This is a genomic window from Streptomyces sp. NPDC107765, from assembly GCF_055657085.1.
Genome location: NZ_JBVKBL010000008.1, coordinates 307,774 through 330,905, shown reverse-complemented (window position 1 = coordinate 330,905; position 23,132 = coordinate 307,774). Strand labels below are relative to the sequence as shown.

Annotated in this window: 25 protein-coding genes; 7 read left to right on the top strand and 18 right to left on the bottom strand. The window is 70.4% G+C overall.

Annotated elements, in window-relative coordinates; all coding sequences use genetic code 11:
- Positions 1–12: 12 nt before the first annotated feature.
- The 8 genes from ACZ7MX_RS21795 to ACZ7MX_RS21760 all read right to left on the bottom strand — a co-directional run bounded on the left by ACZ7MX_RS21795 (position 13) and on the right by ACZ7MX_RS21760 (position 6,861).
- Complete coding sequence (locus tag ACZ7MX_RS21795) at positions 13–1,284, bottom strand: cytochrome P450 family protein (protein ID WP_472134418.1); 1,272 nt, start codon at positions 1,282–1,284, stop codon at positions 13–15.
- A complete protein-coding gene (locus tag ACZ7MX_RS21790; RefSeq protein WP_472134416.1) occupies positions 1,200–2,651 on the bottom strand; it encodes a cytochrome P450 in 1,452 nt (483 codons plus the stop codon). Before ACZ7MX_RS21790 ends, ACZ7MX_RS21795 begins: the two co-directional genes overlap by 85 nt.
- A complete protein-coding gene (locus ACZ7MX_RS21785) occupies positions 2,648–3,226 on the bottom strand; it encodes a GTP-binding protein (RefSeq protein WP_078866169.1) in 579 nt (192 codons plus the stop codon). The genes ACZ7MX_RS21790 and ACZ7MX_RS21785 overlap by 4 nt, the downstream gene beginning before the upstream one ends.
- A gap of 40 nt (positions 3,227–3,266) precedes the next feature.
- A complete protein-coding gene (locus ACZ7MX_RS21780) occupies positions 3,267–3,629 on the bottom strand; it encodes a DUF742 domain-containing protein (protein WP_030413708.1) in 363 nt (120 codons plus the stop codon).
- The gene (locus ACZ7MX_RS21775) at positions 3,626–4,054 is read right to left on the bottom strand and encodes a roadblock/LC7 domain-containing protein (protein WP_472134414.1); all 429 of its coding nucleotides are present in this window, start codon (positions 4,052–4,054) and stop codon (positions 3,626–3,628) included. Before ACZ7MX_RS21775 ends, ACZ7MX_RS21780 begins: the two co-directional genes overlap by 4 nt.
- A complete protein-coding gene (locus tag ACZ7MX_RS21770) occupies positions 4,051–5,511 on the bottom strand; it encodes an ATP-binding protein (protein ID WP_472134412.1) in 1,461 nt (486 codons plus the stop codon). Before ACZ7MX_RS21770 ends, ACZ7MX_RS21775 begins: the two co-directional genes overlap by 4 nt.
- 244 nt (positions 5,512–5,755) lie before the next feature.
- Positions 5,756–6,046: a DUF397 domain-containing protein gene (locus ACZ7MX_RS21765; protein ID WP_472134410.1), complete on the bottom strand. Its 291-nt coding sequence runs from the start codon at positions 6,044–6,046 to the stop codon at positions 5,756–5,758.
- The gene (locus tag ACZ7MX_RS21760; RefSeq protein ID WP_472134408.1) at positions 6,028–6,861 is read right to left on the bottom strand and encodes a helix-turn-helix domain-containing protein; all 834 of its coding nucleotides are present in this window, start codon (positions 6,859–6,861) and stop codon (positions 6,028–6,030) included. The genes ACZ7MX_RS21765 and ACZ7MX_RS21760 overlap by 19 nt, the downstream gene beginning before the upstream one ends.
- Positions 6,862–6,988: 127 nt before the next feature.
- On the opposite strand from ACZ7MX_RS21760, the gene ACZ7MX_RS21755 reads away from it, so the two are divergent.
- From ACZ7MX_RS21755 to ACZ7MX_RS21745, 3 genes are read left to right on the top strand one after another with little or no spacing between them, the layout of a single operon-like run.
- On the top strand, positions 6,989–7,204 hold the full coding sequence (locus ACZ7MX_RS21755; protein ID WP_472134406.1) for a hypothetical protein: 216 nt from the start codon (positions 6,989–6,991) through the stop codon (positions 7,202–7,204).
- Positions 7,205–7,253: 49 nt separating this feature from the next.
- Positions 7,254–8,000, top strand: a complete 747-nt coding sequence (recO, locus tag ACZ7MX_RS21750) for a DNA repair protein RecO (RefSeq protein WP_030413705.1) — start codon at positions 7,254–7,256, stop codon at positions 7,998–8,000.
- Between the two features lie 45 nt (positions 8,001–8,045).
- Positions 8,046–8,864 carry an isoprenyl transferase gene (locus ACZ7MX_RS21745; RefSeq protein WP_030808521.1) on the top strand — a complete coding sequence of 273 codons (819 nt, stop codon included), beginning with the start codon at positions 8,046–8,048 and terminating at the stop codon, positions 8,862–8,864.
- Between the two features lie 96 nt (positions 8,865–8,960).
- Here ACZ7MX_RS21745 and ACZ7MX_RS21740 read toward each other — a convergent pair whose 3' ends face one another.
- The 6 genes from ACZ7MX_RS21740 to ACZ7MX_RS21715 form a co-directional block, all read right to left on the bottom strand.
- The gene (locus tag ACZ7MX_RS21740; protein WP_472134404.1) at positions 8,961–10,007 is read right to left on the bottom strand and encodes an NlpC/P60 family protein; all 1,047 of its coding nucleotides are present in this window, start codon (positions 10,005–10,007) and stop codon (positions 8,961–8,963) included.
- Between the two features lie 53 nt (positions 10,008–10,060).
- Positions 10,061–10,414: a WXG100 family type VII secretion target gene (locus ACZ7MX_RS21735; RefSeq protein ID WP_472134402.1), complete on the bottom strand. Its 354-nt coding sequence runs from the start codon at positions 10,412–10,414 to the stop codon at positions 10,061–10,063.
- A 178-nt stretch (positions 10,415–10,592) separates the two neighbouring features.
- A complete protein-coding gene (locus ACZ7MX_RS21730; protein WP_030413701.1) occupies positions 10,593–11,021 on the bottom strand; it encodes a Fur family transcriptional regulator in 429 nt (142 codons plus the stop codon).
- Positions 11,022–11,122: 101 nt separating this feature from the next.
- Entirely contained in the window at positions 11,123–12,022 is a 900-nt protein-coding gene (locus ACZ7MX_RS21725) for a metal ABC transporter permease (RefSeq protein ID WP_472134400.1), read from the bottom strand.
- On the bottom strand, positions 12,022–12,801 hold the full coding sequence (locus ACZ7MX_RS21720) for a metal ABC transporter ATP-binding protein (RefSeq protein WP_472134560.1): 780 nt from the start codon (positions 12,799–12,801) through the stop codon (positions 12,022–12,024). Before ACZ7MX_RS21720 ends, ACZ7MX_RS21725 begins: the two co-directional genes overlap by 1 nt.
- Positions 12,802–12,853: 52 nt before the next feature.
- Entirely contained in the window at positions 12,854–13,816 is a 963-nt protein-coding gene (locus ACZ7MX_RS21715; protein WP_472134398.1) for a metal ABC transporter substrate-binding protein, read from the bottom strand.
- 210 nt (positions 13,817–14,026) lie between these two features.
- On the opposite strand from ACZ7MX_RS21715, the gene ACZ7MX_RS21710 reads away from it, so the two are divergent.
- Positions 14,027–15,409: a glycine--tRNA ligase gene (locus tag ACZ7MX_RS21710; RefSeq protein ID WP_472134396.1), complete on the top strand. Its 1,383-nt coding sequence runs from the start codon at positions 14,027–14,029 to the stop codon at positions 15,407–15,409.
- A 354-nt stretch (positions 15,410–15,763) separates the two neighbouring features.
- On the opposite strand, the gene ACZ7MX_RS21705 is transcribed toward ACZ7MX_RS21710, so the two are convergent.
- Positions 15,764–16,243, bottom strand: coding sequence for a hypothetical protein (locus tag ACZ7MX_RS21705; protein WP_472134394.1), 480 nt, complete (start codon positions 16,241–16,243; stop codon positions 15,764–15,766).
- A gap of 152 nt (positions 16,244–16,395) precedes the next feature.
- Here ACZ7MX_RS21705 and ACZ7MX_RS21700 point away from each other — a divergent pair, with 152 nt between their 5' ends.
- From ACZ7MX_RS21700 to ACZ7MX_RS21690, 3 genes are all read left to right on the top strand, one after another.
- Positions 16,396–17,613, top strand: coding sequence for a sensor histidine kinase (locus ACZ7MX_RS21700; protein ID WP_472134392.1), 1,218 nt, complete (start codon positions 16,396–16,398; stop codon positions 17,611–17,613).
- A gap of 113 nt (positions 17,614–17,726) precedes the next feature.
- On the top strand, positions 17,727–18,365 hold the full coding sequence (locus ACZ7MX_RS21695) for a response regulator (RefSeq protein WP_472134558.1): 639 nt from the start codon (positions 17,727–17,729) through the stop codon (positions 18,363–18,365).
- Between the two features lie 243 nt (positions 18,366–18,608).
- Positions 18,609–19,502 (top strand): D-alanyl-D-alanine carboxypeptidase family protein, encoded by an 894-nt coding sequence (locus tag ACZ7MX_RS21690; protein WP_472134391.1) that lies wholly within the window; start codon positions 18,609–18,611, stop codon positions 19,500–19,502.
- A 129-nt stretch (positions 19,503–19,631) separates the two neighbouring features.
- Here the strand turns inward: ACZ7MX_RS21690 and ACZ7MX_RS21685 are convergent, their stop codons facing one another.
- From ACZ7MX_RS21685 to ACZ7MX_RS21675, 3 genes are all read right to left on the bottom strand, one after another.
- A complete protein-coding gene (locus ACZ7MX_RS21685) occupies positions 19,632–20,240 on the bottom strand; it encodes a TetR/AcrR family transcriptional regulator (protein ID WP_472134390.1) in 609 nt (202 codons plus the stop codon).
- A 181-nt stretch (positions 20,241–20,421) separates the two neighbouring features.
- Positions 20,422–21,426, bottom strand: coding sequence for an aldo/keto reductase (locus ACZ7MX_RS21680; protein WP_472134389.1), 1,005 nt, complete (start codon positions 21,424–21,426; stop codon positions 20,422–20,424).
- A gap of 191 nt (positions 21,427–21,617) precedes the next feature.
- Positions 21,618–23,093 (bottom strand): MFS transporter, encoded by a 1,476-nt coding sequence (locus ACZ7MX_RS21675; RefSeq protein WP_472134388.1) that lies wholly within the window; start codon positions 23,091–23,093, stop codon positions 21,618–21,620.
- Positions 23,094–23,132 lie beyond the last annotated feature (39 nt).

The window sequence follows — 23,132 nt, the reverse complement described above, 5'->3', positions numbered from 1 at the left end:
GCCGCCGGGCGGTTACGCGCCCGCCGGAGCCGGAGCCGTCGTCGGGGCCTCGGCCGGCGTCAGGCGCACCGGAAGCCCCCGCAGGCCGCCCGAGATGAAGCCGCCCGCGGGCTGCAACTCCTCGGCGGATACGGCCAGTTGGAGGTCCGGGAAGCGGGCGAAGAGCGCCGGGAGGGCGATCCGGGCCTCCATGCGGGCCAGCGGGGCACCGAGGCAGTGGTGCACGCCGTGGCCGAAGGCCAGGTGCTCCTGGACGCCGCGCCGGACGTCGAACGTGTCCGCCCCGGGGCCGTGGAACTCCGGGTCGCGGCCGGCGCCGGCGTACCCGGGGAGGATCGCGTCGCCCTTGCGGATGGTGATCCCGTCCGGCAGCTCGATGTCCTCCACCGCGAAGCGCAGCGGCAGGCTCGCGATGCTGGGGGCCCAGCGCAGCGTCTCCTCGATCACGTCGCTCCACGGCACCTGGCCCGACAGCACCAGCTCCCGTTGGTCGGGGTGGGTGAGCAGCGCCGTCACCGCGTTGCCGATGAGGTCGACGGTGGTCTCGTGACCGGCGCCGATGACCAGCAGCAGGGTGTCCAGGAGCTCCTGCTCGGTCATCCGCTCGCCGTCGTCGTCCCGTGCGGAGACCATCAGGCTGGTGAGGTCGTCCGCCGGCGCCTCGCGCTTGGCGGTGACCAGACCGGTCAGCAGGGCGTGCACGGCCGCGGCGGTGGCGCCGGCCTGTTCCGGCGTGGCGGTGGTGTCCATGATCGCCTCGACCAGCCGGGCCAGTTCGGCGCGCGGCTCGCCCTCCGGGAAGCCGAAGAGCTCGCAGATGACCTGCATGGGGAGCGGGTGGGTGAACACCTCGCGCAGGTCCACGACCGAGCCGGCCGGGCGGCCGGCGAGATCGTCCAGCAATGCCTGGGTGATCCGCTCGACGCGCGGCAGCATGGCGTCCGTACGGCGGGCCGTGAACGCCGGCGCGATCAGCTTGCGCAGCCGCCGGTGGTCCGGGCCGTACGCGGTGAACATGTTGGAGACGCCGATCCACGACTGCAGCCAGCTGCTGCGGATCTCCTCGCGCTGCCAGGCCGGCCAGTGCTCCCGGGGGTTCTTGGAGACCCGGTCGTCGGTCAGCAGCGACTTGAGCAGGGCATGGCCGGTGACCGCCCACGCCTCGATGCCGCCGGGCAGCTCGATCCGGGCCGCCGGACCTATCGCGCGGAGGCGGGCTGCCTCTCCGTGGATGTCGCTTCCGACCGGGTCGATGACGTAGGGCTGCTGTCCCTGTTGTGCCATGGAGTGGCTCCTGCCTGGTCGGGGGTGATGGGGGAGAAGCGGGCCGGCAGTGCGACCAGGGCCCGGTGGAAGGCGCCGTGCCGCCACTCCAACTCCTCGGTGGGCACGGCGAGTTCGATGTCGGAGAGCCACGCCGTGAGCCGCTCGATCGCGGTGGTGGCGATCAGCAGTGCGTGCCGCTTCACGGGGCAGGCGTGCGGGCCGGCCGACCAGGACAGGTGCGAACCGCCGCCCGAGCCCGGCACGTCCAGCGAGGTGGTGTCGAACTGGCTGTTGGCGGCCGCGTACGACACCATCACCAACTGCCCCCGGCGCACCCAGGTGCCGTGGAAGAAGACGTCCCGGACCGGGAAGTGGGCGGAGTAGTTGGTCAGCGGCGGGTCGTTCCACAGCACCTCGTTGATGGCGTCCTGAGCGGTCAGGGCGCCACCTGTGAGGGTGTTGTAGTAGCGGTCGTCGGAGAGCATCCGGGACAGCGCGTTGCCGATGAGGTTGGCGAGCGGCTCGTTGCCGGCGCCCATCACCAGGATGATGTTGTGGATCAGTTCCTCGTCGGACAGCCCGTTGGGATGGTCCATGAACCACGAGGTCAGGTCCGCGCCGCGCTGCGCCTTCTTCGAGCCGACCAGCTCCATGATGTACGCGGTGTACGCCTCGTTGGCGGCCGCCGCCTCCTCGGGCGAGGTGCCCTCGATCATCCCGGCGAGGGCCTCGACGAGCCGGTCGCTGTAGGAGTCGGGCAGCCCGAAGAGGTTGTTGAACATCAGCAGCGGGATCAGCCGCGCGTAGTCGGCGATCAGATCGACCTCACCGCGGGCGCCGAACCGCTGGATCAGGGTGTCCGCGGCGTGGTGCACGCGGGCCCGCAGCTCGTGCGGTTCCACCAGCTTGAAGCTGTCGACGATGACGTCCCGGTAGCGGACGTGCGCCGGCCCGTCGCTGTAGAAGACGTTCGGCCGCCAGCCGAGCATCGGCAGGATCGGCGAGTCCGGCGGGACGGTCTGCATCCACTCCCGGGAGTCCTTCGACCAGGTCGAGTCGTCGTGCAGCAGGTCGAGCGCCGCGCGGTAGTCGGTGACCAGCATCGCGGTCACGTCGGGCGCGATCTCGACCGGCGCCAGCGCGCCGTACTGCCGCAGCCGGCCGTAGACGCAGCCCGGGTCGGCGGCGAACTCCGGTCCGTAGAGCTTCACCGGCTCGTGCGCGTCGGGCCGGGCCTGCGGGTACCCCATGGCCTGCTGCGGCGGAGCGGAGTGGGCCGGGCAGCCCGGTGGCGGCGCGGCGCCCTGCTGCGGCAGCGTCCCCGCGCTCTCGGCTTCGCTGGAGCGGGGGAGACCCCATTCTTCCGGCTGGTGCGGGGAAGTCACGGGTTCGGGTTCTCCTCGGGAGTGTGGGCCAGAACGTGGCCGACGAGCGCGATCAGCGCATCGACGGACTGGTCGCGGTCGCGGGCGTCGCACAGCACCAGCGGTGTCTCGGGGTGCAGGTCGAGCGCCTCGCGGAGCTTCTCGACGGAGTACTGGGGCGCGTCGGGGAAGGTGTTGACCGCGACCGCGTAGCGCAGCCCGGCCTCCTCGACGATGTCCATCACCTCGAAGGAGTCCGCCAGCCGGCGGGTGTCCGCGAGGACCAGGGCGCCCAGCGCACCGCGGGCGATGTCCTGCCACAGGGGCCGGAAGCGCTTCTGCCCGGGCGTGCCGAACAGGTAGAGCACCAGGTCCCCGGGCAGCGTCAGCCGCCCGAAGTCGATCGCGACGGTGGTGGTGGTCTTCTCCCGTACGCCGGCGAGATCGTCGACGATCGCGCCGGACTGGGTCATGACCTCTTCGGTGTGCAGCGGCGGGGTCTCCGACAGCGCCCGGATGAGCGTCGTCTTGCCGACCCCGAACGGACCCGCGACCAGCAGTTTGACCAGGGTCTGGTGCTCGCCGGAGAGGTACATGTTGCCGGTGCCGGTGCCGGTACCCGTACCGGTCGCGCTGCTAGGACTTGAGAGAGCGGAGTCCATCGAGAACCCTCTCCAGAATCTGCCGGTCGAATTGCTCGGCTTCGGGGATGGGGACACGGGCGTGCAGCCGCCCGGCATCGACAAGGTCGGCCACCAGCACCTTCACCACGCTGACGGGGAGGTGAAGGTGGGCGGCGACCTCGGCCAGAGACAGCGCCCCGGGCTGCAGCAGCTCCAGGATGCGGTGCTCTTCCGGGCGTACCTCACTGGTGATCGGCATCCCCACGCTGTGCAGCAGGGTGAGCCGGTCCAACGTGTTGCGGCTGGGGCGGGCGCGTCCGCCGGTGGCCAGGTAGGCCGGGACGAGGCGCCTGCCGCTGCTCTGGCGGGGCGTCATGCCGGGTTACCGAGGTCCCGGGCCGGGCTGTTCATCACCTTGCTGCCCAGCGTCGTCACCTGGATCTGCATGTGGTGTGCGACGACTCCCATGTTCACCTCCGGGTCGGCGAAGACGGCCAGGCAGGTGTTCTCGCCGGCCGGTATCGCGAAGACGAAGCCCTCGTCGGACTCGATGACGGTCTGCCGCAGCCGGGTGTCGTCCTTCTCGGCGAACGCGGCGGTGACGGCGCGCGCGGCGCCCTGCAGTGCGGACATCATCGCGGCGACACCCTCGCCGGCCTCCCGGGTCAGGCCCGGCGAGGCACCCTCGATGAAGCCGTCACCGGAGATCACGGCTGCGTGGATAACATGCGGCAACTCCAAGAGCGGCGCCAGCACCCAGGACTTGTCCTCGGCGACACGGCGGCGGGCGGGGTTGTTCATGACTGGGCGTTCCCTTCGGGACTGCGAGGGGGTTCTGACTGGGCGGCTGCCCGGCCGGATTCGGTGCCGCGCTGGAGGGCGGCCCAGCGGGATCCGGTCTCCTCCGGGGAGCGCGGGGGAATCGGTTCGGTGCGCGGGGCCTGTTCGGCCTCCGACGCGGGCTTGCGGCGGCGCCGGCGCGGCAGTTCGCCCTCGGTGGCCGGCGCGTCGTACGAGGCGTGCACGGCAGGCGCTGTGGGCGCCGCGGGGGCGGCCGGCGCGGCCGGGGCCGGAGCCGGCTGACCGGCGGAGGACGGTGCCGAGGAGGGCGCCGCCCCGGTCGGCAGGGCGGAGGAGGATCGTTCCGTCATTCCGGAACGGTGCGGCAGCGGAGCCATCACGGACATGGGCTGGGCGCTCTCGTCGAGGACGGTGAGGAGGGGGTCACCCGGCATGTACACCACGGCCCGCACGCCGCCGTACGGCGACGGCTCGACGTGCACTCCGAAGCCGTACTGGCGCACCAGCTGCCCGGCCGCGGCGAAACCGGACCGCGGCGGGTCGCCGAGCTGGGTCAGCAGCAGATCGCCGTCGCCGGCCAGCAGCTCCATCGCCGCCTTGATCTCGTCGTCGTGCATGCCGACGCCGTAGTCGTCGATGATCACCGAGGCGCCGCGGTTGCCCTGCTGGAGGGTGATGGTGACCGGCAGCTCCCGGTGCGAGTGGTGCAGCGCGTTGGCCAGCAGCTCGGTGACGGTGATCGCGATCGGCTCGACGGCCCGCGCGACGACCGCGATCGGGTCGCGCAGCTGGTTGCTGATCTGGACGCGCTCGTAGCCGCGCAGCCGGGACATGGCGCCCACGACCAGCTCGGCCAGGTACGAGTCCTCGCGGGTCAGGCCCGGCCAGGCGCCGCAGACCACGCCGGTGGCCTGCACGCGCCGCAGCGCCTGCTCGTTGAGGAAGTCCGCGTTCAGCAGGTCCTGCGCGATCTCCGGGTCGTCGTAGCGGTGCTGCATCTCCTGCAGCGCCGTCTGCAGCCGGTAGAGCAGCGCCTGGATGGTCGTGGTCGCGCCGCGGAGCGCCGACTGCGCGGCCGCGTCGACCCGCGTGCGCTCCTTGGTGATGGCGTCGCCGACCTGCTCCAGTACGGCGGTGAGCGCCTCGTCGGTCTCCGACCCGGCGAACCGCGCGTCGAGCAGACCGCGCACCGGCACGTGCGGATGGGCCAGCGCCATGGTCAGGTCCGGGAGCCGGGTATCGGCCAGGTGCCGGATCTCGGCCTCGGTGGCGCGCAGCCGGGCCGACAGCTCCGTATTGCTGTGGAGCGTGGCGCTGTTCTGTTCCTCAGCGGCGGTCAGGCGCGCTCTCAGGGCCTTGCGTTGTCCGCTGGCCCGGACGGAGAACGCCGCCAGGACCACGGCGGCGGCCGTACCTGCGCTGAGGCACCACAACAGCGCCTCCGGTATGGATGTCATCGAGATCCTCATGTGGGGTACTGACTTCGTCGGCCGGCCTTCACGGCTACGAACGTGTTGCCGAGCATCACGGGATGCTACCGGGCAGTTGACGAGCCGTGAGGGCCGATCCCAAGGGGCGACTGAGAAGTGCGGAAGGTCGTATTCCCCCCGCGATGACCGGACCATAACGTGATGTGGCCCCGTCATCCAGGCGAGATGACGGGGCCGTGTGTGCCTGTTGTAGGCACTTGGTGAAGCTCGGTCAGGCAGCGACGAACCGCGCGTTCTTGACGGCGTCGACGAAAGCGGACCAGGCGGGCGCCTGAATCACCAGGGCGGGGCCCTGGGGGGCCTTGCTGTCACGGACGGGGACGACGCCGGGGTGGCCGTCGGCGACTTCGAGGCAGTCGCCGTTGTTGTGGTCGCTGTAGCTGCTCTTACGCCAGGTGGCGGCGCCGGGGAAGTCTTGGGCGACCTCAACGCAGCTGCCACCGTTGGTGTCGCTGTAGCTGCTCTTACGCCACTGAGCAGCGCTCAGGTCGTACTCGCGCATCGTCTGAAGTCCTCTGCCGTCGATTCGATCAAGGCCAGGGACGCCTCCCGCGACAGCGCGGCGGCCCTGACCAGATCGTAGTCCTGCTGTACGCGCTTCACTTCGGCCGGTTCGTCCAGCAGATTCCCCGAATAGACGCCTTCGGTATAGGCGGTTGGCGGCGCGTCCTGGAATTCCATGAGGGTCAGCATCTTGCCGATGAGAGGGTGCGCACCTGCTGCGAAGGGGAGGACCTGCACCAGGATCTTCCGTTCGCGGGCGAGTCGTGCGATGTGCTCCAGCTGCTCTGCCATTACGGACGGTCCCCCTACGGGAACCCGTAGCACGGCCTCGTGCAGCACGGCCCAATACACGGGACGTGCAGTGTCCTTGAGGATGAGGGATCGGTCCAGGCGAGCACGGACCTTCTCCTCGATGTACTCGTCCGATGCGAGTGGGTTCCCCGCGAGCATGAGCGCTTTCGCATACGGGGCCGTCTGCAACAGCCCGGGCACGATCATCGGCTCAAAGTCGCAGATCCTCGTCGCCAGCCGCTCCAGCTCCGCCGCTGCCGCGAAATAGTGCGGGTACCGCTTGTCGTCGATCAGCTTTCGCCACGTGCGCTCGAAAAAACCGTCGGTTTGCAGTACCTCGTCGATCCGGATCGCGACATCCAGCTGTGGCTTGCGGATCGCCTGCTCGAACTGTCCGATGTACGCGCCGGACACGAACACCATTCTCCCCAGCGCATCCTGGGTCAGCTTGGTGTCCTCGCGCCGTCGCTTGAGTTCCGTTCCCCAGAATTCCCACGCTGCCTGTCGCGAGGCGTTGGCCATGACCTAACTCCCTTGTGCTGCCCGGCAGTTGTAGTGCCGACGTACCGCCGATCTCCTTGCTCAGCGTAGTTCCGCAGCGTCACGCTCTGCATGCAATCAGTGAAACCCCTCACGGAAGGTGCGGACGATGATGCAGCAGTTTCAGGAAGTGGAGACCGTGACGACGGAATTGCGGGAGGCGCTCGCCCGGGCCGGGGTCGTGCTGCCCTCCCTCCGGCCCGACCCCGTATCGATCGCGCACCGGTACATGCCGCCGCTCGTGGAGCTGGGGCGGTGCTCGATGGAGGTGGCCCGGCAGCTGACCGCCGCGCTGGCCGAGCCCTCCCGGGGGGAGCGGCCCTGATATCGGCCGGGGGAACGGCGCCCCGCCGCGATGCGCGAGAATGGGCGCCATGAGTCTGTTCCGCGACGACGGCATCGTGCTGCGCACCCAGAAGCTGGGTGAGGCGGACCGGATCATCACGCTGCTCACCCGTGGCCACGGCCGGGTCCGTGCCGTGGCCCGGGGCGTGCGGCGGACGAAGTCGAAGTTCGGGGCGCGGCTGGAGCCGTTCTCCCATGTGGACGTGCAGTTCTACGCCCGCGGCAGCGAGCTCGTCGGGCGCGGCCTGCCGCTCTGTACGCAGAGCGAGACGATCGCCGCGTACGGCGGTGGCATCGTCACGGACTACGCCCGCTACACCGCCGGTACGGCCATGCTGGAGACCGCCGAGCGGTTCACCGACCACGAGGGCGAGCCGGCGGTGCAGCAGTACCTGCTGCTGGTCGGCGGGCTGCGGACGCTCGCCCGCGGGGAGCACGCGCCGCATCTCGTGCTCGACGCGTTCCTGCTGCGCTCGCTGGCCGTGAACGGTTACGCGCCGAGTTTCGACAGCTGCGCGCGGTGCGGGCTGCCGGGCCCCAACAGGTTCTTCTCGGTCGCGTCCGGTGGCGTCATATGCGGTGACTGCCGGGTGCCCGGGAGCGTCGTACCCTCCTCAGAGGCCATCGGGCTCCTCAGCGCGCTGCTGACCGGCGACTGGGAGACCGCGGACGCCTGCGAGGCCCGTCACGCCCGGGAGGGCAGCGGACTGGTCACGGCGTATCTGCACTGGCATCTGGAGCGGGGCCTGCGCTCCCTCCGGTACGTAGAGCAATAGCAGCGAAGCAGAAGCACACCCTGATACATAGGAGACGTGGGCCGCATGGCACGACGCGGAATTCTGGGCCGTAACCGACGCGAGTACGTCACGCCCGAGCCGCACCCTTCCGGCGCGCGGCCGCCGAAGATCCCCGGGGAGCTCGTCCCGAACCATGTGGCCGTGGTCATGGACGGCAACGGCCGGTGGGCGAAGGAGCGGGGCCTGCCGCGCACCGAGGGTCACAAGGTCGGCGAGGGCGTCGTGCTGGACGTCCTCAAAGGCTGCATCGAAATGGGCGTGAAGAACCTTTCGCTCTACGCCTTTTCCACCGAGAACTGGAAGCGGTCGCCGGACGAGGTGAAGTTCCTGATGAACTTCAACCGCGATGTCATCCGGCGGCGGCGTGACGAAATGGATGCGCTGGGTATTCGCATCCGGTGGGTCGGGCGGATGCCGAAGCTGTGGAAGTCCGTGGTGCAGGAGCTCCAGATCGCCCAGGAGCAGACCAAGAACAATGACGCGATGACGCTGTATTTCTGCGTGAATTACGGAGGCCGGGCGGAGATCGCGGACGCCGCGGCGGCGATCGCCCGGGACGTACGGGCCGGGAAGCTGGACCCGTCGAAGGTCAACGAGAAGACCGTCGCGAAGTACATGTACTACCCGGACATGCCGGACGTGGATCTCTTCGTCCGGCCGTCCGGTGAGCAGCGCACCTCGAACTACCTGATCTGGCAGAGCGCGTACGCCGAGATGGTCTTCCAGGACATCCTGTGGCCGGATTTCGACCGGCGGAACCTGTGGGCCGCGTGCCTGGAGTACGCCAAGCGGGACCGGCGGTTCGGTGCCGCGCCGGTGGCGGAGGGCGAGTCCGCGACCTGACGGCCAAAGGACGGTCGGCCCGGCTTCCTGTGCGCCAGGAAGCCGGGCCGTTCCCTCCCGTGTGCGCACCAGGGGGAGAAGCCCCCTGTCGGGCCCCTAGAGGCCGTTGCGGCGGTAGGGCACGTACGGCTGGCCGATCGACCGCTCGTGCGCCGCGTCGCCCGAGTAGTACGGGTACGGGATGACGTGCGAGACGGTGCCCTGGGAGCCGTTGTCCTCCAGGGCGATGTACTTGGTGTGGGCCTCGTCGGCCCAGCCGCCGAAGAGGACGGTGTGGTCGCCGGCGATCAGGGCGTCGCCCGGCTGCAGGTCGTCCTTGGTGATGACGTGGGCGGTGTTGCCGCCCATCAGGCCGTACGTGTTCAGGCCGGGGGGTTCCAGGCCCCAGGCGGCGGAGACGAAGCCCGAGCAGTCGTCGCGGTAGCCGTTGGTGGTGGCCGACTGGCTGTAGCCGATGCGGTGGTTCACCCGCTCCAGGGCCCGGTCGATGATGTCCTTGCGCTCCTTGGGGAGCCCGGAGGTGTCGGGGGCGTCCTGCACGCCGGCGCCGGTGGTGGTGTGGTGCTTGCCCGGCGACCAGGCGTCCCAGTCGCCCTTCGTCTCCCACTTGCCGTCGCCGTGGCCCTGGGAGGGGGCCGGACCGCCGGCGCCGCCGCCACCGCCGTGCCCGCCGCCGCTGGCACCGCCGCCGCCACCACCGCCACCGCCACCGCCTCCGGAGCCGGATCCGGCGCCGTGCGAGCCGGTCTGCGGTGACTTGGGCGTGTCGTGGTGCTTGCCGTCCTTGATCTTCTTGAGGTCTTCCTCGATCTTCTTTTCGTTGGCCTCGTACTCGGCCTTGACCTGCTTGATCTTGTCGGCGTCCGCCGCGAGCCCGTCGAGCAGCTGGGACTTGGCCGCGGCGAGGCGCCGGCTCACCTCGGCGATCTCCTCGACGTCGGCCTGCACCTGGTAGGCGATGCCGAAGCCGGGAAGGGACGCGAGCGGCGCGGTCGCGAGGTCGATGCTCGCCGCGGCGGCCATGGTGTCCTTGACCTCGCACAGCCGCCGGTGCAGCTCCAGCATCTTCTCGGCGGCCGAGCGCCAGTCCTTCTCGATGGTGTTGAGCTCCGCCATCTCGACACCGAACGTGTCGCCTGCCATCCGTACAACCCCCGTGTCGTCGTGGCTCGTCAGTAGACCTGGGACGTGGCTCGTCAGTAGACCTGGGACAGCCGGGTGACGGCCTGGCCCAGCGTGGTGAGATCGTCGGAGATCTTGTTCATCTCCTTGACGCGGCCGTGCGCGACGGCGACGAAGGCGTCGGAGGCGGGGCCGTGCCAGGTCAGCTTTCCGAGCGCGGTATTGACCTCCTGGGTCAATCCGTCCAGCTCCTTGCTGAGCTTGGCCAGTTCGGCCGCGATCTTCTGCAGGTCCGCGTCGCCGCCGCCGAACATCTGGGTCAGCACCCAGTGCGCGATCTCGGCGGGCGCCATCATGACGTCCTTGCCGACCTCGACCACGTCGCCGACGAGCTGCTTGCCGTCTTCCCAGAGATCCCCGAGACCCATTTACTACCCCCCGTGTGGGCGCGAGCACAGCGCCGATAGCCCACCGAGGCTACCACCAGCGTGTACCTGTCATATATGCGCTGTTCCGCCGGGCACACCAGCCGGCACACGGGCCGGGCATACGAAGGGCCGCCCCGATCAACTCGGCGGCGGCCCGGCGTACTTGCTGCTCCTGCGGCTACTTCTCCTCGGCGGTCCGCTCCGCGCACTCGCCGCAGGTCCCGAAGATCTCGATGGTGTGCGCCACGTCCCGGAAGCCGTGTTCGGCGGCGATCTGGTCGGCCCACTTCTCCACCGCGGGACCCTCGACCTCGACGGCCTTGCCGCAGCTCCGGCAGACGAGGTGGTGGTGATGGTCGTCGGTGCTGCACCGGCGGTAGACCGCCTCGCCCTCGCTGGTGCGCAGCACATCGACCTCGCCGGCGTCGGCGAGCGACTGCAGCGTCCGGTAGACGGTGGTCAGTCCGACCGAGTCGCCCCGGTGCTTGAGCATGTCGTGCAGCTCCTGGGCACTGCGGAACTCGTCCACCTCGTCGAGTGCGGCGGACACCGCGGTCCGCTGCCGCGTCGACCGGCCGCGTACCGGAGATCCCGCGCTCGTCGCCACCGTTGCCTCCCTTAGGACGTCAGGTCTTCCCCCTGCGCATGCGTCCCGCCATTGTGCCAGGTGATGACCGGCGCCCTGGGGGGACGCTTACCGGCGTGCGGCTATCCGGCCACGCTCACATCGTCCGGGGCGGTGCGACCGGCGGGTACCTCCAGGGTGCACCCCGCACCGGGCTGTGCGGCAGCCCTGGCGCGCTTTTTCGCGAGCGGCGTGGCGAGCGCGGTCAGCACGACGAACAGGCCGATGGCGAAGAGCACGATCGTGGCACCGGACGGGACGTCCACGTAGTACGAGGTGGTGGTGCCCGTAAGGGTGACCGCGACACCGATGGCGACGGCCACCGAGAAGGTGACGGCGAAGCTGCGGCTGATCTGCTGGGCGGCCGCGACCGGGATCACCATCAGGGCGCTGACCAGCAGCAGGCCGACCACCCGCATGGCGACGGTGACGGTGACCGCGGCGGTGACCGCGATCAGCAGGTTCAGCAGCCGGACCGGCAGGCCGGTCACCCGTGCGAACTCCTCGTCCTGGCAGACCGCGAACAGCTGGCGGCGCAGCCCGACGGTGATCGCCAGGACCAGCGCGGCGAGCACGTAGATCGTCGTCATGTCCTGCGGGGAGACGGTCGTGATCGAGCCGAAGAGGTAGGTGCCGAGGTTGGCGTTGGAGCCGGCGTCGGAGAGGTTCATCAGCATCACGCCGCCCGCCATACCGCCGTAGAACAGCATGGCCAGCGCGAGGTCGCCGCGGGTCTTGCCGTACCAGCGGATCAGCTCCATGACGACCGAGCCGGCGACGGCGACGGCGGTGGCGACCCAGACCGGGCTCTGGTTGAGCAGGAAGCCCAGTCCGACGCCGGTGAGCGCGACATGGCCGATTCCGTCGCCCATCAGGGCCTGGCGGCGCTGGACGAGGTAGATGCCGATGGCGGGGGCGGTGATGCCGACGATCAGGGCGGCGATCAGGGCCCGCTGCATGAAGGCGTAGGTCAGGATGTCCATCAGGTGAGCAACCCCGTCCGGATCGGTTCCGCGGCCGCGTCGGCGTGCGGGTGGACATGGTCGTGGCCGGGGAGGGCGTGCTGGCCCACGGCCTCGGGCGGCGGGCCGTCGTGGACGACGCAGCCGTCGCGCAGCACCACCGCGCGGTCGATCAGCGGCTCCAGCGGGCCGAGCTCGTGCAGCACGAGCAGGACGGTGGTGCCGCGGGCGACCTGCTCGCGCAGGGCGGCGGCGAGCACTTCCTGGCTGGCGAGGTCGACGCCGGCCATCGGCTCGTCCATGATCAGCAGTTCCGGTTCGCCGGCCAGCGCCCGGGCTATCAGCACCCGCTGATGCTGTCCGCCGGAGAGCGCGTTGACCGAGTCCTTGGCGCGGTCGGCCATGCCGACCAGCTCCAGTGCGCGGTGCACCGCGGCCCGGTCGGCCTTGCGCAGCACGCCCAGCTTCGTACGGGCCAGCCGGCCGGCCGTGACGACCTCGCGGACGGTGGCGGGCACCCCGCCGGCCGCGGTGGTGCGCTGCGGGACGTATCCGATGCGGGCCCAGTTCCTGAAGCGGCGGAACTCCGTGCCGAACAGCGACAGCGAGCCGCCGCTGAGCGGGACCTGGCCGATCACCGACCGGACGGCGGTGGACTTGCCGGAGCCGTTCGCGCCGAGCAGCGCGACGACCTCGCCGGAGCGCACCGTCAGGTCGACGCCGCGCAGCACGGGGCGGGCGCCCAGCGATGCGGTGGCGCCGCGCAGGTCGATGACCGGCTCGGGGAGCGGTTCTTTCACGGTGACCTCCGTGGGGTGCGGGGCGGGCTGGCCGGTGCGGTTCACGTGCTGCTCACTTGCTGCCGAGCGCCTTCTGCAGCGCCGCGAGGTTGGCGCGCTGCACGCCGAAGTAGTCCCTGCCGCGGGACTTGGCGGTGATCCCTTCGAGCGGGTCCAGCACGTCGGTCCTCAGGTGGAGATCGCCGGCCAGGGCCTTGGCGGTGGCCGGGTTGGCGATCGTCTCGAAGAAGACCGTGGAGACGTGGTGGTCGGCGGCGAGGGTGTGCAGGGCCTTCATGCGGTGCGCGCTGGGCTCGGACTCGGGGTCCAGGCCGCTGATGGCCTCTTCGGTCAGGCCGTAGCGCTCGGCGAGGTAGCCGAAGGCCGCGTGGGTGGTGAGGAAGGTGTCCGACGCCCGGTTCTTCAGACCGTCCTTGAACTCCGTGTCCAGCCCGGTCAGCTTCTTCACCAGGGCGTCGGTGTTCTTCTGGTAGTCGGCCTTGTGCTTCGGGTCGGCCTTGGCGAGGGTCGTGTTGACGCCCTTGGCGACCTCGGCGTACTTCACCGGGTCGAGCCAGACGTGCGGGTCGTTGCCGCCCTCGGAGTCGGAGTGCGAGTCGTTGTCGCCGGTGGTGTGGTGGTGGCCGTCGACCTCGGTGCCGTGCTTCTCCAGGGAGGTCAGGGCGGCGGCGTCGGCGATGTTCTTGACGCCGGACTGGGCGATCGCCTCGTCCACGGCGGGCTGCAGGCCCTTGAGGTAGACGATCGCGCCGGACTCGTCGAGCTGGGCGGTCTGCTTGGCGGTGAGCTCCAGGTCGTGCGGCTCGACGCCCGGCTTGGTGAGGTCGGTCACCTCGACGTGCTTCCCGCCGATCTGCTCGGCGAGGAATTCCATGGGATAGAAGGACGCTGTCACCCTCAGCTTACCGTCGGCCGTCCTGCCACTGGCGGTGGGGGAGCAGGCGGAGAGGGCCAGCAGGCCGAGCCCCGCGGCTCCGGCGACCGCGGCGGTGGTGAGGTGACGGCGTATGTTCATGACACTCATTTTCAACAAACCTGGAAACGATTGTCAATAAACCTGGGGCCGGTGTGAGCGGGCCGACAGTGGCCGGGAACCGATTTGGTCCCGGGGCGGCGCCCGCCGGTACCCTGAACTATTCGCCCAGCCGTCTTGCGACCTGCACCCCCGACGAGACGCGAGGGCGCCGCCCAATTCATCGTTCGTCGTCGTAATGAAGAGAGCACCGTGGCCGCCGACAAGATCGATACCATCGTCAGCCTGAGCAAGCGCCGTGGCTTCGTTTACCCCTGCAGTGAGATCTACGGCGGCTCCCGGGCTGCCTGGGATTACGGTCCGCTGGGCGTCGAGCTCAAGGAGAACATCAAGCGGCAGTGGTGGCGCGCCATGGTCACCTCGCGCGAGGACGTCGTCGGCCTCGACTCGTCGGTGATCCTGGCACCCGAGGTGTGGCAGGCGTCCGGCCACGTCGCCACCTTCACGGACCCGCTCACCGAGTGCACCTCCTGCCACAAGCGCTTCCGCGCCGACCACCTGGAGGAGGCGTACGAGGCCAAGCACGGCAAGCTGCCCGAGAACGGCCTCGCGGACATCAACTGCCCGCACTGCGGCAACAAGGGCGGCTTCACCGAGCCCAAGCAGTTCTCCGGCCTGCTCTCCACCCACCTCGGCCCGTCCCAGGACACCGCCTCGGTCGCCTACCTGCGCCCCGAGACCGCCCAGGGCATCTTCACCAACTTCGCCCAGGTCCAGCAGACCTCGCGCAAGAAGCCCCCGTTCGGCATCGCGCAGATGGGCAAGTCCTTCCGGAACGAGATCACTCCGGGCAACTTCATCTTCCGCACCCGCGAGTTCGAGCAGATGGAGATGGAGTTCTTCGTCAAGCCGGGTGAGGACGAGCAGTGGCAGGAGTACTGGATGGAGCAGCGCTGGAACTGGTACCGCGACCTGGGCCTGCGCGAGGAGAACATCCGGTGGTACGAGCACCCGAAGGAGAAGCTCTCCCACTACTCCAAGCGCACCGCTGACATCGAGTACCGCTTCAACTTCGGCGGCACCGAGTTCTCCGAGCTGGAGGGCGTGGCCAACCGCACGGACTTCGACCTGTCCGCGCACTCCAAGGCGTCCGGCCAGGACCTGTCGTACTTCGACCAGGAGGCCGGCGAGCGCTGGACCCCGTACGTCATCGAGCCGGCGGCCGGTGTGAACCGCGCGATGCTCGCCTTCATGCTCGACGCCTACGTCGAGGACGAGGCGCCCAACGCCAAGGGCAAGATGGAGAAGCGCACGGTCATGCGCCTCGACCCGCGCCTGGCGCCGGTCAAGGTCGCGGTGCTGCCGCTGTCCCGCAACCCGCAGCTCTCCCCGAAGGCCAAGGGCCTCGCCGCGGACCTGCGGAAGAACTGGAACATCGAGTTCGACGACGCGGGCGCCATCGGCCGCCGCTACCGCCGCCAGGACGAGATCGGCACCCCGTTCTGCGTGACCGTCGACTTCGACACCCTCGACGACAACGCGGTCACCGTCCGCGAGCGCGACACCATGAAGCAGGAGCGCGTCAGCCTGGACCAGATCCAGCCCTACCTGGCCACGCGCCTGCTGGGCTGCTGAGTCCGGCATCGGACAGCTGCCGGCTGCTGAGTCGGTCAGTCAGTGAGTAGGTGAACGGGGCCGGTTCCCTTGCGGGGGCCGGTCCCTTCATCGTTTTCGCCTTGAGGTGCCTTGAAATACCTTGCGGTGCCTTGCGGTGCCTTGAGGTGACGGGGAATACCCCACCGCTGTTTGTGGGTTGTGGACCCGCAGGGGGGGCCTCGCGTCCCCTACGGGATCTGTTCGACGGACCCTTAAGGGTTCGGCGGGGTGCCCGGCCTCTGGGTGCGCCCCACCTCTGGGTGGCCCCGCCAGGTGTTCCGTTGGGCGTACGTGCCCCGTTGGGCTTATGCGCCCCGTTGGGTGGCCCGTCTCTCACGTGCCCGGGCGTTCAACGGCCCGCATCGGCCGGGTGGTGAGCCAGGCGCAGACGGTGGCGAGGGGGAGTTCGGCGGCTACGGCCATGGCTATTGCGGTGGCCAGCTCCGGGCCGGGGGCGGCGGTGGCGAGGTCGATGCAGGCGTCGGCGAGCAGAAGGACGGCCGCGGCGCAGGCGGGGGCGCGGTGGCGGGGGTCGGCGCGCAGGATGCGGAGGCCGGCGGTGAGCAGTGCGACGGCCTCCAGGGCGTCGAGGGTGACCCAGGCGGTGGCCTCGGCGGGCGGCAGGGTGCCGGCGAGGTAGCCGAGCCAGGGCAGCAGCGCGAGCCCGGCACCCGCGAGGACGCGGCCCTGCCAGCGACGGGCGCGGCTCAGCCGCAGACCCCCGAGCGCGGCGCCGTTCGCCGTGCAACGTCCTTTGTCGACAGGGGGGTTGAAGGCGATCAGGGCCATGGCGGAGGTCTCTTTCAAGGTCACGAACCCGGCCTTCGGGCTCGTGATCAAGACTCCGGTTTTTGCCGGTCACGGTCAGTAATGCGGCTGTCCGACTTGGGGTGGCACCAGTTGCACCCCTGGTCCGGCAACGGGCTTCATGGCAGGTCGCAGCGGTCGACGCATAACGTTGCATCATGAAGATTCCGCCCCGGACGCGGCGCGCGCTCACCCGGCTGACCCGCGATACGTACTTCCTCGCCCTCGGGGCGCCGTTGCACCTCCTCATCGGGTTCCTGCTGTTCATGGCCTTCGGTCTCGTATGGGAGATCGTCGAGGGGAACGACAGCAGCGTGCCGGTGGTCCTGGGGCTCACGCTGGTGCTCACCGCGGCGTCCGTGCCGGCGCTGACCGCCGCCCAGCGCTGGCGCTTCCGGCAGTTCCTCGGGATCGACATCCCCGCACCGGGGTGGTGGCGGCGGTGGCAGCGCCGGTTCGGCTACCACTGCCTGGTGGGGGCACTGCTCGGCGGGCTCGAAGTGCTGGTTCTCGGCCTGCTGTTGGCGGGTCTGGCCGCCGTCACGGTGTACGCGTGGATATGGGCGCTTCCCTGGGGGTGGCGGGTCAGCCACGCCGGGTATTACACGCAGGCCCTCTACGTCACCCTCGCCGGCCTCGCCGCGCTAGCCGCCGTTCCCTCTCTCGCCGCGGTCGTGGTGCGCCTGGAGACGCACCTCGCGCCCGGTCTGCTGGGGCCCGACCGGAACGAGGACCTGGCGCGGCGGGTGATCGACCTGACCGAGAGCCGGGCCGGTGCGGTCGACGCCGCGGATGCCGAACGACGCCGCATCGAACGGGACCTGCACGACGGCGCCCAGCAGCGCCTGGTGTCACTGGCCCTGAACCTGGGTCTGGCCAAGGCGACGCTGACCGACCTGCCGCCCGAGGTGCGCGAGGTGATCGACACCGCGCACCGGGAGGCGAAGGAGGCCATCGAGGAGCTCAGCAGTCTGGTGCGCGGTCTGCACCCGGCCGTCCTGGACGAGTTGGGGCTGGACGCCGCGCTGTCCGGGCTCGCCGCCCGGGCGCCGCTGCCCGTACGGCTGCGGGTGGATCTGGCGCAGCGGACCGTGCCGGCCATCGAGGCGGTGGCGTACTTCGTGGTCTCCGAGGCGCTGACGAACGTGGCCAAGCACGCGCCGGAGGCGACCCGGGTGGATGTGACGGTCACCCGGCTGGGCGAGATACTGCGGGTGGTGATCGCCGACGACGGTGCGGGCGGGGCCGATCCGTCCAAGGGGAGTGGTCTCACCGGGCTCGCCCAGCGCGTGCGGTCCGTGGACGGAACATTCCGGATGAGCAGCCCCGTGGGGGGCCCGACCATGATGAGCGTGGAGCTGCCGTGCCCGAAGTGAGGCGTGAGGTGGGGCGTGACGTGGGGCGTGATGTGGGGGGCGAGATGGGGCGTGCGGCGGAGGCGGCGGTGGCTGGTGGGCAGGGCGGCAGGCCGGGCGCCGTACGGCGTGCCGTGATCGCGGAGGACTCCGTTCTGTTGCGGATCGGTCTGGTCAAGCTCGTGGAGATGGCCGGGTTCGAGGTGGCCGCCGAAGCGGGGGACGCCGAGGGGCTGCTGGAAGCGGTCGCCGAACACCGGCCGGACCTCGCGGTGGTGGACGTGCGGATGCCGCCCGGCTTCACGGACGAGGGGGTGCGCGCCGCCCTGTCGATCCGCCAACGGTGGCCCGGCACCGCGGTGTTGATGCTGTCGCAGTACGTCGAGGAGCGCTACGCGGCCGATCTGCTGGCCTCGAACACCAGCGGTGTGGGCTATCTGCTCAAACAGCGGGTGGCGGACGTCGAGGAGTTCATCGAGGCGCTGCGGCGGGTGGCGGACGGCGGCACCGCGCTGGACCCGCAGGTCGTCGCGCAGCTGCTGGTGCGGCGGTCGAGCGATCCGCTGGAGCGGCTGACGGCCCGTGAGCGGGAGGTCCTCGCGCTGATGGCCGAGGGCCGGTCCAACGCGGGGATCGCCGCCGGGCTCGTGGTGAGTGAGAGCGCGGTCGCCAAGCACATCAACAACATCCTCGCCAAGCTGGACCTTCCGAAGGCGGACGCCGACCACCGCCGGGTCCTGGCGGTGCTGCGGTTCCTGGGGGTCGGCGGCTAGGGGTCTTGCGGTCACCCAGGGGGCCTTGGCGGCCATCCAGGGGGGTCCCGGCGGTCATGGCGGTTCGAACCGTGGTCCGCCGGACGCCGGGGTGTTCGATCCGGGCCACGCTTTCCCGTGAAAATCCGGCCCGGAACGCATTTCCTGTCCCTTCCCGTGCATCCATTGCCTCTTTTCCCGCGTCTCACAGGCGAGCGGCTTTCTCCTATGGGCCGCGCCGCAGGGGTATTTGGAGTATTCAATTTGAAAACCGGCATTAAGGGCATTCGTCGCGTCTCCGCGGCAGTCGTCACCGCGGGTGCCGTTCTGACGGCCGGGGCGTTCGCCGCTCCGGCGCAGGCCGCCACACTCCCGACGCCCACGATCACCGCCGCGGGCGGGTTCGTGATGAACGACAGCACGGGCAAGTCCCTGTTCACCAAGGCTGCGGACACCCGTCGTTCCACCGGCTCCACCACGAAGATCATGACCGCCCGGGTGGTGCTCGGGCAGTCGAACCTCAATCTGGATTCCAAGGTCACGATCCAGAAGGCGTACAGCGACTACATCGTCGACAACAACTGGGCCTCCTCGGCCCACCTGATCGTCGGCGACAAGGTCACGGTCCGTCAGCTGCTCTACGGGCTGATGCTGCCGTCCGGCTGTGACGCCGCCTACGCGCTCGCCGACAAGTTCGGCAGCGGCTCCACCCGGGACGCGCGGGTCAAGTCGTTCATCGGCAAGATGAACAGCACGGCCAAGAGCCTCGGCCTGACGAACACGCACTTCGACTCGTTCGACGGCATCGGCCACGGCGCGAACTACTCGACGCCGCGCGATCTGACCAAGCTCGCCAGCAACGCGATGAAGTACTCCACGTTCCGTACGGTCGTGAAGACGAAGTCGACGAAGCAGAAGGTCACGACCAAGAGCGGTGGCTACCGCTACATGGAGTGGACCAACACCAACCCCCTGCTGGGCACTTACGCCGGCACCATCGGCGTGAAGACCGGCTCGGGTCCGGAGGCCAAGTTCTGCCTGGCCTTCGCCGCCACCCGTAACGGCAAGACCGTCATCGGTACCATCCTCGCCTCCTCCTCGGTTCCCAACCGCACGGCGGACGCGAAGAAGCTGTTGGACTACGCCTTCAAGAAGTAGTCCGTACGGCCCGGGTCGGTACGGCCCGGGCCGGTACCGCTCGGGTCGAGGGGGCCTGTCGGCGGCCGGGAGGCCGTGGGCGGGCCCCCTGTCGTTTCCGCTGGGTCCTGCCTGCCGTTTCCGCTGGGGCTACGTCCGGTCCGCCTGGCCCGTCGGGGCGGGGCGCAGGCCGCGGAGGACCAGATCGCGGACCGCCTCGAAGTCGGCGGTGATCTCCGGCCGGGACCACTCGGCCGCGTAACACGGGTCGTGGAAGCGGCCGGTGGCGTCGAAGACGGCGCGCGCGGTGACGGCGGGGGAGGGGGTCTGGAAGGTGCCCTCGCCGACGCCGTCCTCGATGATCCGGGTCAGCTGGGACTCCAGGTCCGTGACGTGCCGGTCGACCACACCGCCGCTCTCGCCGATCAGCGCCATGTACGTCGCGAACAGCTCGGGATCGTCGCCCGCCTTGTGCCGCTTGGCCTCGAAGAGCGCGGTCAGCCAGCGGTCCAGCCGCTCGGCCGCCGGTCCTTCCTCCGTCACGATGCCGGACAGCTGCTGGCTCGTACGGTCCAGCCAGCGCGCCGTGACCGCTTCCCGCAGCGCCGTCTTCGTACGGAAGTGGCGGTAGACGCTGCCGTGGCTGACGCCCAGGGCGCGCGCCACGTCCACGACCGTGGCCTTCGCCGGGCCGTAGCGGCGCAGCACCTCCTCGGTGGCTTCGAGGATGCGCTCGGGGGTCAACGACTCGGGGGGCATGGCGCGGACGGCCTTTCGGGAGGAGCGGACGGGCGGGTACGGACGACGGTGGGCGGGCGCCGGGCGGCACCCGTACCGGATCCGCGGGCGGGGCCGGTGGCGCACCCAGGCGCACCGGGTCCTTGCGCGGTACCTACGGACGGTACCTGGCCGCTCCCGCAAGCCGCCGCCCCGCCGGTGGTCAGTGCTCGCTGTCGAGGTGGGCCATCTGCGCGGCGGGGTACCGGTCGCCGGCCGCGGCACCGGCCGGGACCGCCCGCTCGATCGCGGCGAGGTCCTCCGCGTCCAGCGTCACGTCCAGGGCCCCGAGCGCCTCGGAGAGCCGGTCCCGGCGGCGCGCGCCGACCAGCGGGACGATGTCCTCGCCGCGGGAGAGCACCCAGGCGATGGCTATCTGGGCCACCGAGACGCCCTTCTGCTCGGCGATCTTGCGCAGCGCGTCGACCAGGTCGAGGTTGCGGTCGAGGTTCTCGCCCTGGAAGCGCGGGCTCATCCCGCGGAAGTCGTTGGCGGCGAGCTTGCGGTCCCGATCGAAGTGCCCGCTGATCAGGCCGCGGGAGAGCACGCCGTAGGCCGTGATGCCGATGCCCAGGTCGCGGGCGGTGGGCAGGATCGCGTCCTCGATGCCGCGGGAGATGAGGGAGTACTCGATCTGGAGGTCGGAGATCGGGGCCACGGCGGCCGCGCGGCGCAGCGTCTCCGCGCCGACCTCGGAGAGGCCGATGTGCCGGACGTGTCCCGCCTCGACCAGCTCGGCGATGGCGCCGACCGTCTCCTCGATGGGGACGTCCGGGTCGAGCCGGGCGATCCGGTAGATGTCGATGTGGTCGGTGCCCAGGCGTTGGAGAGAGTAGGCGGCGAAGTTCTTCACCGCGTTCGGCCGGCCGTCGTAGCCGGTGAAGCCGCCCTCGACGGTGCGCAGGGCGCCGAACTTCACGCTGATCTGCGCCTGTTCGCGGGCCGCGGCGGGGGCGGTGCGCAGTGCTTCGTTGATCAGCAGTTCGTTGTGACCCATGCCGTAGAAGTCGCCGGTGTCGAGCAGGGTGATGCCGGCGTCGAGGGCGGCGTGGATGGTGGCGAGGGATTCCGTGCGGTCGCTGTCGCCGTAGAGGGCGGACATGCCCATGCAGCCGAGGCCGAGGGCGGAGGTCTGCGGGCCGGTGGTGCCCAGGGTGCGGGTCTGCACTGGGTGCTCCTGAATGGATGACGAGGGGAAGGGGCGGGCGAGGGAGGCGGCCCGGGCTGCCGTCCGGCGGGGCCGGTCCGGATCCCTCACGCAAGCAACTATGGCATGACGACTGACAGATTTCAATATTTGTCAGTCGTCGCGATGTGGAGCCTGCTCGTCCCCCGCGCTCCCTCCCCCCTTCCCGCAGGTCAGCGCAGTGCGCGCGGCAGTCGGAGGGCGAGCGCCGTGGTCCCCGCCACGATCGCCAGCTGCGTCAGCAGGGCCGCCAGCAGCGCATCGCGGATGCCGACGGACGGCAGCAGCGCGAGGAAGAGCGTGCCGAGCGTGGCCACGCCCAGCGCCAGGCCGGACTGCTGGGTGGTGACCATGACCCCGCCGCCCACGCCCGCCTGCGCCACCGGCAGCTCGCTCAGCACGATGCGCAGCAGGACCGGCAGCACCAGCCCCTGGCCGAGGCCGAGCAGCGCCATGCTCGGCGCGAGACCGGCCACCGAGAGGCCCGGCCAGCCCGCGTGCACGGTCAGCGTCAGCGCGATCAGCCCGGCCCCCTGGATCAGCGAGCCGGCGAAGACCACCCGCCGCCCGAACCGCCCCACCAGCCGCGGCCCCGCCAACGAGGCGACGAAGAAGGTGACGCAGAGCGGCAGCAGGGACAGGCCGGCCGCCAACGGGCCGTAGTGCAGGCCGGTCTGGAGCGCGACGGCCACCACGAACATGAAGCCGCCGAACCCCACCGAGAACGGCACGATCATGGTCAGGCCGCTGTTCACCGACGGGATGCGGAGCAGGGACGGCGGGACGAGCGGGGTCCGGCCGCTGCGTTCGGCGCGCCGCTCCACCAGGAAGAACGCGACGCCGGCGCACGGGAAGACGGCCAGCAGGAGCCACGACCACAGGGGCCAGCCGGCCGCCCGCCCCTCGGTCAGCGGCAGCAGCAGCGTGATCAGGGAGAGGGCCAGCAGAACGGTGCCGGGGCCGTCGACCCGGGTCGGGTGCGGCGAGCGGGTCTCGGGGACCGTGCGGGCGGCCAGCAGCCAGGCCGCCGCGGCGATCGGGACGTTCACCAGGAAGACCGCGCGCCAGCCGGAGCCCGCCAGGTCCACCGAGACCAGCAGCCCGCCGACCACCTGGCCGACGGCGCTGGAGACCCCGGCCGTGCCGCCGTACAGGCTGACCGCCTTGGCGCGCCGCTTCCCGCTGGTCGTGGCCTGGATGGTGGCCAGCACCTGGGGCAGCAGCAGTGCCGCGGACGCCCCCTGGGCGACCCGGGCGGCCACCAGCGTCGCGGCGTTCGGGGCGAGGCCGCACGCCAGCGAGGTCAGGCCGAAGGTGGCCAGGCCCCACAGGAACAGCCGGCGCCGGCCGATCATGTCCCCGAGCCGCCCGCCCAGGACCAGCAGCGTGGCGTAGGCGACGCCGTAACCGGCCACCACCATCTCCAGCATCGCGGGTCCCGCGTGCAGGTCGTGGTCGATGGTCGGCAGGGCGACATTGACGATGAAGAAGTCGATCATCGGCAGGGCCGCGCCCAGCAGCACGGTCAGCAGGCCGAGCGGAGTCAGGGCGGCGGTGGCCGATGCCTGTCGCGGGGCGCCGGCCGGGGTTTCCACCGGCGTTTCCACCGGGGTTCCAACAGGGATGGTCTGTGCTCGGGTTTCGCTCACGGAGACGACGATCGTCGAGCGCTCAGCCGGGTACCAGAG

Coding starts and splice junctions, on each gene's coding strand:
- ACZ7MX_RS21700 (WP_472134392.1), top strand. CDS start 16,396: ATGAAGATTCCGCCCCGGACGCGGCGCGCGCTCACCCGGCTGACCCGC.
- ACZ7MX_RS21760 (WP_472134408.1), bottom strand. CDS start 6,861: ATGGCCAACGCCTCGCGACAGGCAGCGTGGGAATTCTGGGGAACGGAA.
- ACZ7MX_RS21745 (WP_030808521.1), top strand. CDS start 8,046: ATGGCACGACGCGGAATTCTGGGCCGTAACCGACGCGAGTACGTCACG.
- ACZ7MX_RS21775 (WP_472134414.1), bottom strand. CDS start 4,054: ATGAACAACCCCGCCCGCCGCCGTGTCGCCGAGGACAAGTCCTGGGTG.
- ACZ7MX_RS21725 (WP_472134400.1), bottom strand. CDS start 12,022: ATGGACATCCTGACCTACGCCTTCATGCAGCGGGCCCTGATCGCCGCC.
- ACZ7MX_RS21795 (WP_472134418.1), bottom strand. CDS start 1,284: ATGGCACAACAGGGACAGCAGCCCTACGTCATCGACCCGGTCGGAAGC.
- ACZ7MX_RS21765 (WP_472134410.1), bottom strand. CDS start 6,046: ATGCGCGAGTACGACCTGAGCGCTGCTCAGTGGCGTAAGAGCAGCTAC.
- recO (WP_030413705.1), top strand. CDS start 7,254: ATGAGTCTGTTCCGCGACGACGGCATCGTGCTGCGCACCCAGAAGCTG.
- ACZ7MX_RS21685 (WP_472134390.1), bottom strand. CDS start 20,240: ATGCCCCCCGAGTCGTTGACCCCCGAGCGCATCCTCGAAGCCACCGAG.
- ACZ7MX_RS21785 (WP_078866169.1), bottom strand. CDS start 3,226: ATGTACCTCTCCGGCGAGCACCAGACCCTGGTCAAACTGCTGGTCGCG.
- ACZ7MX_RS21780 (WP_030413708.1), bottom strand. CDS start 3,629: ATGACGCCCCGCCAGAGCAGCGGCAGGCGCCTCGTCCCGGCCTACCTG.
- ACZ7MX_RS21755 (WP_472134406.1), top strand. CDS start 6,989: ATGATGCAGCAGTTTCAGGAAGTGGAGACCGTGACGACGGAATTGCGG.
- ACZ7MX_RS21740 (WP_472134404.1), bottom strand. CDS start 10,007: ATGGCAGGCGACACGTTCGGTGTCGAGATGGCGGAGCTCAACACCATC.
- ACZ7MX_RS21770 (WP_472134412.1), bottom strand. CDS start 5,511: ATGACATCCATACCGGAGGCGCTGTTGTGGTGCCTCAGCGCAGGTACG.
- ACZ7MX_RS21715 (WP_472134398.1), bottom strand. CDS start 13,816: ATGAACATACGCCGTCACCTCACCACCGCCGCGGTCGCCGGAGCCGCG.
- ACZ7MX_RS21735 (WP_472134402.1), bottom strand. CDS start 10,414: ATGGGTCTCGGGGATCTCTGGGAAGACGGCAAGCAGCTCGTCGGCGAC.